Origin of the sequence: Parvimonas oralis (assembly GCF_047608425.1) — a bacterium.
Lineage (GTDB): Bacteria > Bacillota > Clostridia > Tissierellales > Peptoniphilaceae > Parvimonas.
The window spans coordinates 1-12,733 of the sequence record NZ_JBLKRS010000008.1; the positions used below are offsets into that span (position 1 = coordinate 1).

13 protein-coding genes are annotated in these 12,733 nt (G+C 28.9%); all 13 read left to right on the forward strand.

What is annotated here, in order from left to right; genetic code table 11:
* Positions 1–273, forward strand: a 273-nt coding sequence (locus tag ACMX2D_RS06865) for a Cna B-type domain-containing protein (RefSeq protein WP_414973282.1), incomplete at its 5' end; no start/stop codon positions are given.
* A gap of 236 nt (positions 274–509) precedes the next feature.
* The gene (locus ACMX2D_RS06870; protein WP_414973284.1) at positions 510–1,310 is read left to right on the forward strand and encodes a class I SAM-dependent methyltransferase; all 801 of its coding nucleotides are present in this window, start codon (positions 510–512) and stop codon (positions 1,308–1,310) included.
* Between the two features lie 10 nt (positions 1,311–1,320).
* Complete coding sequence (locus ACMX2D_RS06875) at positions 1,321–1,788, forward strand: hypothetical protein (protein ID WP_414973285.1); 468 nt, start codon at positions 1,321–1,323, stop codon at positions 1,786–1,788.
* A gap of 134 nt (positions 1,789–1,922) precedes the next feature.
* On the forward strand, positions 1,923–2,621 hold the full coding sequence (locus ACMX2D_RS06880) for a transglutaminase-like domain-containing protein (RefSeq protein ID WP_414973286.1): 699 nt from the start codon (positions 1,923–1,925) through the stop codon (positions 2,619–2,621).
* A gap of 144 nt (positions 2,622–2,765) precedes the next feature.
* Positions 2,766–3,677, forward strand: a complete 912-nt coding sequence (locus ACMX2D_RS06885) for a helix-turn-helix transcriptional regulator (protein ID WP_414973287.1) — start codon at positions 2,766–2,768, stop codon at positions 3,675–3,677.
* 44 nt (positions 3,678–3,721) lie between these two features.
* Entirely contained in the window at positions 3,722–4,261 is a 540-nt protein-coding gene (locus ACMX2D_RS06890) for a ClbS/DfsB family four-helix bundle protein (protein ID WP_269722701.1), read from the forward strand.
* Positions 4,262–4,284: 23 nt separating this feature from the next.
* Complete coding sequence (locus ACMX2D_RS06895; protein WP_414973288.1) at positions 4,285–5,160, forward strand: SPL family radical SAM protein; 876 nt, start codon at positions 4,285–4,287, stop codon at positions 5,158–5,160.
* Positions 5,161–5,789: 629 nt separating this feature from the next.
* Entirely contained in the window at positions 5,790–6,587 is a 798-nt protein-coding gene (locus ACMX2D_RS06900; RefSeq protein ID WP_414973289.1) for a protein-ADP-ribose hydrolase, read from the forward strand.
* Positions 6,588–6,623: 36 nt separating this feature from the next.
* Complete coding sequence (locus ACMX2D_RS06905) at positions 6,624–7,418, forward strand: hypothetical protein (RefSeq protein ID WP_414973290.1); 795 nt, start codon at positions 6,624–6,626, stop codon at positions 7,416–7,418.
* Between the two features lie 7 nt (positions 7,419–7,425).
* On the forward strand, positions 7,426–8,415 hold the full coding sequence (locus ACMX2D_RS06910) for an SIR2 family NAD-dependent protein deacylase (RefSeq protein WP_414973291.1): 990 nt from the start codon (positions 7,426–7,428) through the stop codon (positions 8,413–8,415).
* 938 nt (positions 8,416–9,353) lie between these two features.
* Positions 9,354–10,640 carry an ABC transporter permease gene (locus tag ACMX2D_RS06915; RefSeq protein ID WP_414971809.1) on the forward strand — a complete coding sequence of 429 codons (1,287 nt, stop codon included), beginning with the start codon at positions 9,354–9,356 and terminating at the stop codon, positions 10,638–10,640.
* A gap of 10 nt (positions 10,641–10,650) precedes the next feature.
* Positions 10,651–11,295 carry an ABC transporter ATP-binding protein gene (locus ACMX2D_RS06920; RefSeq protein ID WP_009447539.1) on the forward strand — a complete coding sequence of 215 codons (645 nt, stop codon included), beginning with the start codon at positions 10,651–10,653 and terminating at the stop codon, positions 11,293–11,295.
* Positions 11,296–11,305: 10 nt separating this feature from the next.
* A complete protein-coding gene (locus tag ACMX2D_RS06925; RefSeq protein WP_009447543.1) occupies positions 11,306–12,685 on the forward strand; it encodes an ABC transporter permease in 1,380 nt (459 codons plus the stop codon).
* Positions 12,686–12,733: the final 48 nt, after the last annotated feature.

The window sequence follows — 12,733 nt, forward strand, 5'->3', positions numbered from 1 at the left end:
AACTGGACAGGAAGTTTCACAGACCTTGACGAATATAAAGACGGAAAGAAAATAGTATATACAGTTAAGGAAAAAGCGGTAGGAAATGGATATAAGAGTGTAATAACAGGAAATGCAAAAGAAGGATTTGTAGTAACAAATGTAAGAACACCAAAACCAAGAATACCAAAGACAGGAGCAGGAAGTAATTCAGCACTATACACAGTATTATTGGGATTATCAGGAACAGCTTTATTCTCAGTATTTAGAAGAAAGAGAAAAGAAGAAATATAAGATTTCAAAAACTTTTAAATAAGAAGAGATAAAAAATACAGCATAGATTGTTGTTAATTGGAGGACATCTTTTAAGATGTTCTCCTTTTTTGTATAAAAAATCAATTATATCGCTTTGCAATTAAATCTTTATTGATGTTTTGACTATGAGTGAGATTGTTCAATTATACTTGAAAGATAATATCAAATTATAGTAAAATATAGTAAAGGATTATAATTTAAAAGGAGGTATGAGTATGGATAATTTACTAAGCGGTGTAGAAGATACTTTATATATTCCTCTTGTTGCAAGAATATATGTATCTGAGAATTTTCCGGAATTTTTCTATGATAAAAAAGCCTTGTCATTAAAGCAGTATATTCCTACAAATCTTATTGAAAAAAATGCCAGTGAATATTTTCATATGGCAAGTGTATGCAGACAAGATGTAATAGATAAAAAGATAATAAAGTTTCTTGAGGAAAACAAGAATTGTAATATTGTATTTTTAGGTGCAGGTTTAGAGACTGCCTATAACCGCATTAATAATAAAGAGGCTAATTTTTATCAAGTGGATTTACCTGATGTTATAGATATTAGAAAAAGAGTGCTTGGAAATTCAGAAAATGAAAAACTGATATCCGGAGATATGTTTACTCTTGAATGGATAAAAGAAATAGATACTAATTTACCAACCATGATTGCTGTTTCAGGTGTTTATCAATATTTTTATAAAGATAAAATTGTAGATATGATAAAAAAAATGAAGTATATTTTTCCTAAAGGAGAATTGGTGTTTGATGCAACAAATTCTAAAGGGCTGGAAGTTGCGAATAAATATGTTAAGAAAACGGGAAATGTAAATGCACAAATGTATTTTAGTATTGACAATGTGAATGAATTTGCAGATATTACCGGAACAAAATTAATTGAAGTTCAAGGATTCTATGAAAAAGCATTAAAAATTTGTTCAAATGCAAAATTAATAACTAAAATATTTATGTATTTTTCAGATAAATGGAATAGGACAAAGGTTATTCATTTGAAGTTAAATTAATGGGGGATTTATGGATAAGTTTATTATTTTAGGAATATTAGTATTATTAGGATTTGTATTTTTATATTTAATGTTTAATCCACTAAGAGCAAAAAAATATAATTTAAAAAGGTTAAATTTAAATGATGATAATAACTTAAATTCTGAAACTCTTGGGAAAGAGCTGTTTATAGCAAAAAGTAGTAGAAAGTTTATATTACCAACAGAATTTGATTTATGGACTGAGATTGTTCTTTTCGAAAATGGCATTATATTCAAAAGAAATAATAAAGAAAAGAAATTATTTTTTTCTGATATATATGAGATAGAGCCAATGCTGATAAACTCACTTTTTGTAAAGGGTAAATATTTTGGTTACATTTTTAAATGTAATGATAATAGCAAAATTATTGTAAAAAGTAATGATATAGAAGACTTAGAATTATTTATGGAAAAACTTTTTGATCTTTTTCCAAAAGAAATGGTAAGAGAAATTTAAAAAATTGTCGATGGGTTTTTAAACTTTATAGGAAACTGTCAAGTATTACAAAGCTGATATAGAAACATATCTTAAAAATGGAATAGTATAAGGCAAAAAAGAGATAAAATAAAAAGTTTGTGAAGGAAACTAAAATGAATCAATACTTGAAAGAAACTAAAATGCTGGATTTTTCAAATCCGAGTATTCAAAAGTTAATAGAGATGAAATGTTGGAAAGAAAAAAATAAATTTGACTGTCTTAAAGCTATTTATAATTTCGTAAGAGATGAGATAGCATTTGGGTACAATGTGGATGATAGCATCTCCGCTTCTAAAGTTCTAAAGGATGGATATGGTCAATGCAATACAAAAGGAACTCTTTTTATGGCATTGCTTCGTGCATGCGAAATTCCTTGCAGAATTCATGGATTTACCATAGATAAACAACTACAAAAAGGTGCAATGAGTGGATTTGTTTATAAAAATGCACCAAAGAATATATTTCACAGTTGGGTTGAAGTGTATTTTGAAGATAAATGGTATGAACTGGAGGCTTTTATACTGGATAAAAAATATTTATACAAGTTGCAGAAACGATTTGCAAACTGCACAGGATTTTTTTGTGGATATGGTGTTGCGGTAAAGGATTTTCAGCATCCAATAATTGATTTTGACAGAAACAACACATATATACAAAGCGAGAGAATAACTAAGGATTTTGGAGTATATGATTCTCCGGATGAATTATTGAAAAATCATCATCAGGAATTATCAGGCATCAAGACTTTTTTATACAGACATTTGGGAAGACATTTGATGAATTGGAATGTAAAGAACATAAGAAATTCCTAAATCCCGGTTGTCACAACAATAACTAAATATAACTAATACAGGGACAGTAAACCAAAAAAGTTTACTGTTTTTTTGTCTTTGAAATTTTATAATATGACAAAAAATGTCAGGTTGTGATATAATAGACATAGGTGATGTTAAGAAATGAGAGATAGTAGATTATTTAGAATATTATATTATGTTTTGGAAAAGGGAAAAGTTACAGCAAATGAACTTTCTGAAAAATTTGAAGTATCAGTGAGGACAATATATCGAGATATTGATGTGATTAGCTCTGCTGGAATCCCGATTTATGCCACACAGGGAAAAGGTGGAGGAATAGAGATAGCAGATGATTTTGTATTAAAAAAATCTTTGCTTTCTGAAAAAGAGCAGGAACAGATTTTAGTTGCATTAAAAGGTTTAGAGGGAATAAATAAACAATATGAAAATGAGCTTTTAACAAAATTGTCTGCCTTTTTCAAAATTAAAAATACAAATTGGATTGAAGTTGATTTTACAAATTGGCAAAGGGGTAATGAATATGACGAATTGTTTAATGATATAAAATCAGCAATTATAAATAAAAATATTATTAGCTTTACATATTTTTCAAGCAATGAAAAAGAGACAAGTAGAGAAGTAAAGCCGATTAGACTCTTATTTAAGGGTTGGGATTGGTATGTTTATACCTTTTGTTTACTTCGAAACGAATTTCGATATTTTAAATTATCAAGGATTAGGGATTTAAAAATTCTTGATGAAAATTTTGAAGATAGTTATGAAGATGTTGTTCTAATAAAAAAAATGGAGTATAAGGATACTGTCTATGTTAAGTTAAAATTTGACAGGAAAGTGGCTTTTAGAGTTTATGATGAAATGGGAGATATTAAAGAAGATGAAGAAGGTAATTTATATGCAGAAATAGAGCTACCAAATGATTATAATCTTTATAATTATATTTTTTCTTTTGGAGAATCCGTAGAAGTTTTAGAGCCGATAGAAATTAGAAATAATATTAGAGATATGATAAATAAAATGTCTAGAATATATAATATGACAAGAGGTGTCAGGTAATCTTTTGTATAATTAATATATAGTATAAAATAAGGAGGGTTATTATGGCTAGACCAACTACTAAAGAAGATTTAATTATTAGCGCAAAAGAAAATTATGAAAAGTTAAATGAATTGATTTCTAAATTGTCAGAAAAAGAGCTGAATACTCCTTTTGACTTTTCTGCTGACGAAAAAAAGAAAGAAGCACATTGGAAAAGGGATAAAAATTTAAGAGATATTTTAATTCATCTATATGAATGGCATATGTTAATTTTAAATTGGGTAAATTCCAATCAAAATGGGGAAGAAAAGCCCTTTATACCAAAGCCTTATAATTGGAAAACCTATGGTGATATGAATGTAGAATTTTGGAAAAAACATCAAAATACACCTTTAGAAGAGGCAAAGAAAATGATTAATAAATCTCATAAGGATGTTTTAGTTTTGGCTGAAAAGTTTTCAAATGATGAATTGTTTTCTAAAAATATTTTTAAATGGGTTGGAGGGAGTACATTAGGTTCATATTTTGTAAGTGCCACTTCAAGTCATTATGATTGGGCGATTAAGAAACTTAAAGCACATCAAAAGAATTGTAAAAATTAATTCTAAATAGAAAAGGGATTAGGATGCATTTTGTAAAAGTAAAAGGAATATTATCTTCTAAAAACGGAATGAATTTGTTTCGAGGTTGTACACATGGCTGTATTTATTGCGATTCAAGAAGTAAATGTTATCAGATGAATCACAGTTTTGAAGATATTGAAGTAAAAGAAAATTCAATAGAGCTTTTGGAAGATAGACTTAAAAGAAAAAGAAAAAAATGTATGATAGGTATGGGGTCAATGACTGACCCCTACATTAATGAGGAATTAAAACTGAATTATATAAGACAAGCAATAGAAATAATAAATAAATATGGTTTTGGACTTACACTCATTACAAAGTCATCAAATATAATCAGGGATTTGGATTTATTAAAAGAGATTAACTCCAAGACAAAATGTGTTGTTCAAATGACACTCACAACCTATGATGAAAGATTATGTAGGATAATTGAACCAAATGTTTCTACTACAAAGGAAAGAGTTGAAACCTTGATTAAATTAAGAGAAGCAGGAATACCTACGGTAGTATGGATGACTCCGATTTTACCATATATTAATGATACAGAAGAAAATGTTATTGGCATTTTAAATTATTGCAAAGAGGCAAAGGTAAAAGGAATTCTCTGCTTTGGAATGGGACTTACCTTGCGAGAGGGAAATAGGGAATACTTTTATTCTAAACTAGATAAACACTTCCCATATCTTAAAGATAGATATATTAGAGAGTTTGGTAATTCTTATGTTATTAACAGTAAAAATAATTATAGACTTATGAAAATTTTTCGAGACTTCTGTGAAAACGAAAAAATTATGTATGATTATAATAAAATTTTTAGTTATTTAAATACATTTGAAGAAAAAGAAATATCCAAACAACTAAGTATTTTTGATTTGTAATAATAAATAATTCGATAGATTTTATGAAAGAATATTCTTTTTTAGAGTATTCTTTTTTGTTGAAAATAAGAAGTAAAATTATGATATTTTCTACGATACATTTAGTTTTACTTGTAAACAAGCAAAACTATGAGATTTCCGCAGTCGATTGTACCCAAATCAAAGATTTGGACAATCTTTGCGTCAGACCTACTATAGATTATTTACAAGTAAATAATCTAAGTTAGGGCTAGATTGACTACACTCAGCTATGCTTCGTTTTGGTCGAAATGACGTATAAAGAAGAATGCTTTGTTTAGGAGCTATACGTTAAAAGTAAATAAACTTCAATTGTTTAAAAATTTATAAGAAGTAAAATGTTGTACGTCATAGCAACAAGCAAAGTAAATCCCCAAACACGTCATCTTGAGCGTAGTGTAACGGAGTCGAAAGATCTCCTAAAGCTCCGTGCTTGCAAAGAATAGTAGGTCTGACGGAGTTATTGTATTATTTGAAACAATGACTCCGGAAATCTCCTAAAGCCCCTTAACTATTAAATTTACAAAAATATTTCATATATCTAGTTTAGGATGTAAAAATAGAATTATAGATATTTCATTTGGGTAATATAGTAAAAGGAGGGTGATTATATGAATAAAAACAAATATCAAATGTTGGATTTTTTAGTAAAAGCATTTATAGCTGATTCGGATAATTATAAAAATATGGAAATTCCTGAAGATGAAACTCAAAAAAAGGTAGTTTTACGTTCTCTTATGAATATCCGTATACCAAGAAAAATGGATGATGAAGTTTTAAAAGTTCAAGATGAATATTTAAAACTTTGTGCAGAAGAAAAGGAAATTGTAGAGCTTAAGGATATTCCAATTATTAAAGATGTTTTTTCCATTTGGCAAGGAGATATTACAAGACTTAAGGTTGACACTATAGTTAATGCGGCGAATTCAATAATGCTTGGATGTTGGGCTCCAATGCATCTATGTATTGATAATCAAATACATACTTTTGCAGGAATTCAACTAAGGGCAGAATGTAACGAAAAAATGCAGGAACTTAAGAAAAAATATGGTCAAGATTATGAACAGCCTACTGCTGTTCCTATGCTTACAGATGCATATAATCTGCCTTCAAAAAAAGTAATTCATATAGTTGGTCCAATTGTTTATGGAGAGCTTACTAAAGAGCTTGAAAAAGAATTAGCTGACTGTTACGAAAAAACTTTGGATATGTGTTTAGAAAATGGACTTAAAAGTGTAGCATTTTGTTGTATATCAACAGGAGAATTTCGTTTTCCAAAGGAAAGAGCAGCAGAGATTGCAATTGATACAACTAAAAAGTGGGTTTTAGAACACCCTTTAGCTATGGATAGGATTATTTTTAATGTTTTCAAAGACGAAGATAAAAAATATTATGAAAAAATGATATAATACTAATGATTATACTATTTTAAAAAGGAGATAATTATGAGTTTTGATTTATTTGTCTTTGAAAAAAGAGAAGAGATAAAAACTTCTTTGGATGTATTTGCATATCAGGAGGAGTTTACAGAATATAAAGAAAATAAAGAAAATAAAGATTATGAATCTTTGGATGGCTGTTCTGATGTAATATCCTGTTGGGTTAAAAAGATGTTTGAAAAATTTCCACCAATAAGTGGGAAGTATGCTTTGCCTGATGAGATTGCCTATGCAACAGAGGATTCAGAAAATCATTTGACTGATTATAGCTTAGGAAAGAATGGAGTATATTGTGCATTCTCATACAATGTTGAAGATGAGGCATTGGAATTTGTAAAAAGTATTGCAGATGAATATGGTGTAGGAATTTATAATCTTCAAAGTAATGATGCAATTTTTTGTAAAGGGATTGACATATTAAAATGTAGAACAGAAAGCATAGACGACTTCGAATGTGATTGGGAAAATATTGAAAACTTTATTGAAAAATTTAATGATATTGACCGAGTAAATGAAAATGGAGGACTAACATTCATTACCATTTGGTATGAAACTGATGGAAAACAAAGTAATTTTATACAATGTACTCCTTGTTATAAAAATAAGGGATTTTTTTCATCATTATTTAGTAAGAAAATTTCAAATGAAATAGATTCTTATATTTTTGAAATAGAAAAAAATGGCGGGGTATATCAAACATTTATAGAAGATAAATCCGAACTTATAAAAGTTATAAAAGAATGGTGCATAGATAGAAAAGAGCCCGATATAAGAGAATATAAAAGGATTTTAGATTTGTAGGCAAAATATGAAAGAAAATTATAATAAAACAGATGGATACAGAGAAAGTATTCAAATGGGACTTAAGGGATTAAAGACTGTTGGGAAAAATATAACTTCTGAAAGTGAGTTAAATAAGGAAAAGATTGAATTTTTAAAAAATGAAATAGAAAATGCAGATGCGATTGTAATAGGAGCAGGAGCGGGGCTTTCAACTTCGGCAGGTTTGACTTATAGTGGAGAGAGATTTGAAAAATATTTCTTTGATTTTTCAAAAAAATTTGGAATAAGTAATATGTATTCAGGTGGGTTTTATCCTTTTCCGGATAGAGAAACACTTTGGGCTTGGTGGGCAAGGCATATATATTTTAATAGATATATCGAACCACCAAAACCGGTTTACGGAGATTTGTTTTCCATTATAAAGGACAAAGAATATTTTGTTATTACTACAAATGTAGATCATCAATTTCAAAGGGCAGGATTTGATAAAAAAAGACTTTTCTATACTCAAGGAGATTATGGATTATTTCAAAGTGTGAATCCACAAAATCAAAAGACCTATGATAATGAAGAATGGGTTATGAAAGCAATAGAAGTTCAAGGATTTAAGAAAAATGAAGAAGGTATTTTTGATATCCCTGAAAATAGGGAAATATCAATGAAAATTCCTACAGATATGATTCCAAAATGTCCTGATGATGGCTCTGATGTTACAATGAATCTTCGTGCTGATACTTCCTTTGTCGAAGATGAAGGTTGGTATAAAGCATCGAAAGAATATTATAATTTCCTTGAAAAGTATAAAGATAAACATATACTCTTTTTAGAGTTGGGTGTTGGAAATAATACTCCTGTAATAATAAAATATCCTTTTTGGCAAATGACTATGGAAAATAAAAATTCAATTTATGCCTGTATTAATTATAAAGAAGCATTTTACCCTGAACAAATAAAAGACAGAAGCATTTGTATTGACGGAGATATTGGAGAAATACTAAAGAAAATTATGGAATAATAAATAAAAGTTTTATGAAAGAATATTCTTTTTAAGAGTATTCTTTTTTTGTGTAAATAATATTTAAAAAATAAACAATGCACGTCATAGCAACAAGCAAAGTGAATCCCCCAACACGTCATCTCGACTGGAGCAACGCGAAATGGAGAGATCTCATAAAGCCCCTTTATTATGAATTAAATATTTGTAGTCAATAATACTGAATTAAAAGTGTGAGATTTCCGCAGTCGATTGTATCCAAATCAAAGATTTGGATAATCTTTGTGTCATATTTACATTTGATTGTTTACAAGTAAACAATCAAATGAGATTTCTCCATTTCGCTTCGCTACAGTCGAAATGACGTATAAGTAAGAATCTTCGTTTAGGAGCTTAACGTTAAAAGAAAATAATCTTCAAAAATAACTAAAAAATGCATAGAAAACAAAAAGCATCACGTCATAGTATGTTGCATAGGGAAAGCATCTAACACGTCATCTCGACCGGAGTGAAACGGAGTGGAGAGATCTCATAAAGCCCATTTATTATGAATTAAATATTTGTAGTCAATAATACTGAATTAAAAGTATGAGATTTCCGCAGTCGATTGTATCAAAATCAAAGATTTGGACAATCTTTGCGTCAGACCTACTATATATTATTTACAAGTAAATAATCTAAGTTAGGGCTAGATTGACTACACTCAGCTACGCTTCGTTTCGCTCGAAATGACGTATAGGGAATAATCTTCGATTAGGAGCTTAACGTCAAAAGAAAATAATCTTCAAATTTTAAAAGAAATATTTTAAAAAATATAAAAGGCATCAAAAAATTTTTTCATTTCATAAATATTTCATTTTCATTTCATAAATATTTCATAAATCTGGTTTAAAATAGCTACTGTAAAGAAAATGCTTTGAAATTAAAATAAATTTGAGAGAGGGGAGCTGAATAGGACAGTGGTAAAAAATGCGATAGCATATGTTTTAAGAAAAAAGAATAGAACTCTGATAGTTTTTATTATTTTGACAGTAGTTCTTTCATGTTTATACGCTTGTCTAAATATTTTGAAATCAGGAGCTAGTTTGGAGAAGTCTTTGTATAAGTCTTCAAATTCATCTTCATCCATAGCCAGAAAGGATAGTCAGGGATATTTTGATAGAAATGAGTTAAAAGGTATAAATGATATAAAGGAAATTGAAGAGATAATTACTCAATATGAAGGCTTGGCAAGATTGTCAAATACAAATGCAGTTGACAGCGGGCAACAAATCACAAGAGATGATATTCCAAGTTACTTAAAAAATATTGTATCAATTCAAGCTACAAGCAATGTAAAAAGAAATGTTTTGTTTAGTAGTGGAGTTTTTACAATAAAAGAGGGAAGAAATATTGAAAAAAATGATAAAAATAAGATTTTAGTTCATGAGGAGTTTGCTGAAAAGAACAAATTAAAATTAGGAGATAAAATTAGTTTAGAATTTGTAGATCCAAATAAAAATGATAAAAGCAATAAGCAAACTGAATTTGAAATTGTTGGAATTTTTTCAGGAAAGAAACAGGAGACACAAACAGGATTGTCTTCAGACTTGAGTGAAAATATGATGTTTACGGATTATGATTCAGCACAAAAGGCTTTAAATGCTGAAGGAAACAAAGAACTTGTAAATAAGATGACATTTTTTACAAGCACTCCTGAAAAGATGGACGAGGCAATAAATAAAGTTAAAAAGCTTAATGTAGATTGGGAAAAAACTTATACTGTTGATAAGGATTCAAACTCATTTAAAGAAGCTTTAGAGTCATTAAGCGGAGTTAAGCATATTATAAGAATAATGACTTTTGCAATTATGATTGGTGGTTCTGTAGTTCTTTCATTGATATTGATATTATGGTTAAGAGAAAGAATTTATGAAATCGGAATATTATTGTCCATAGGTGTAAGTAAATTAAAAATTATAGGTCAATTTATTATGGAATTAATATTTATATCAATTCCGGCAATTCTGGTATCTTTGATATTTGGAAATTTGGTAGTAAATCAAATTATCGGAGGATTGATTAGTTCCGATGATACTACATCAATTACATCCAATTTCGTAAGTAATGGATATAATATGAACAGTTTAATAACTTTTGCACAAAGTTATGGAGTTTTATTGCTAATTATTGTTTTATCAGTAGTTTTTGCATCAGGATTGATTTTAATTAAGAAACCAAAAGAAATATTATCACAAATTAGCTAGGAGGAAATAAATGAACACATTAGAAATTAAAAATGTAACATATAGTTATGCGAATTCAAAAGAAAAAGTTTTATCATTAATAAATCAAGGATTTGAACTTGGAAAATTTTATGCGATTATCGGTAAATCAGGAACAGGAAAGTCAACTTTGCTTTCACTTTTAGCAGGTTTAGATAAACCGAACAGCGGAGAAATTTTGTTCAATAACGAAAATATAGAAAAAGCAGGTTATAGTAATCACAGAAAGAACAATATATCTTTAGTATTCCAAAACTACAATCTTATAGATTATCTATCACCATTAGAAAATATCAGATTGGTAAATAGTAAAGCATCTGAAGATATCTTGCTTGAATTGGGACTTGATAGAACTCAAGTTAGAAGAAATGTAATGAAACTATCAGGTGGACAACAACAAAGAGTTGCTATTGCAAGAGCTTTAGTATCAGAAGCACCGGTTATTTTGGCAGACGAACCTACAGGTAACTTGGATGAAACTACTGCAGGAGAAATAATAGAAGTATTGAAAAAACTTGCAAAAGAGAGAAATAAATGTGTAATAGTAGTAACTCATAGTAAAGAAGTTGCAAGTGCAGCTGATACGATACTTGAGCTTAATAATAAAAGATTAAAAGAAGTAACAAAAAGTAATTAGGAGGTAAGCAATGTTTAAAAATGCTTTTGCGTACGTAACCAGAAAGAGTTTAAAATCATTAATTATATTATTAATTATCTTATCAATGTCAGCACTTAGCTTGATAAGTTTATCTATAAAAGATGCTACAAATAAGGCATCAGAAGAAACTTTTGGAAATATTACAAACAGTTTTACAATGGAAATAAATAGAAGAGTAAATCAAGGTACTGCCAGAGGTGGTGGTAATGTAAGAGGTCAAGACATCAAGAAAATTGTTGATTCAGGACATGTGGATAATTTTGTTAAAAGAATCAACAGTGTTGCCAATCTTGACGACAATTTAGATATAGTTCAAGCACCGGGTGCTGGTCAAAACGAATCTGCAGAAAGAGCTAAAAACTTCAAAAGAGCAGTTATGTTAACAGGTGTAAACAGTTCTCAAAAAGAAACAAAATTTGTTTCCGGAGCATATAAATTAGTTGAAGGGGAACATTTAAATAGCGAAGATAAAAATAAAATTTTAATGCATAAAGATTTAGCTGCAAAAAATAATTTAAAAGTTGGAGATAAGATTAAATTAAAATCCAATTTATATGATGCAGATAATGAAAAGAGAGCAAATGAAACTGTAGAAGTAGAAATTAAAGGTCTTTTTGATGGACATGGAAAAAGCGCTGTAACTTATAATCAAGAGCTTTATGAAAATACTTTAATTACAGATGTTCATACAGCAGCCAAAGTTTATGGAAATACTGAAGATACAGCAACATACCAAGATGCAACATTCTTTGTAAAAGGTAATAGAAATTTAGATCAAGTAATAAAAGATCTTAAAAAATTGGATATTAACTGGAGATCTTATAATTTAATTAAGAGTTCTTCAAACTTCCCTGCATTACAAAAATCAATTTCAGGAATATATTCAATTGCAAATCAATTATTTGCAGGTTCTCTAATATTTGCAGGTTTAGTAGTTACATTACTATTATTCTTGTGGATGAATGCCAGAAAGAAAGAAATTGCAGTATTGTTATCAATAGGAATTTCTAAAACTAAGATATTCGGACAATTTGCCATTGAATTGCTTTTCGTTGCAATCCCGGCATTTATAGGTTCATATTTCTTGGCAGGTTATACAGGAAAAATGCTTGGAAACAGTATTTTACAAAAAGTTACAGGAAGTATTGCAAAACAAATCGCAAGACAGTCAGCATCAACTAAATTAGGAGGCGGAGCTGAAGTTGACGGATTTAATAAGACATTAACAAGTTTAGATGTCAGCATTAATCCAAAAGCCCTTCTTTATGTAGTATTGTTCATGTCAATTGTACTTGCAATTGCATTGGTAATCTCTTCTTCAAATATTTTAAGAAAGAAACCAAAAGAATTATTAATTGATACAAAATAGTTTTTATCATAGGGGGTACTTCGTAATATTCTAATACGATAGCAAAAA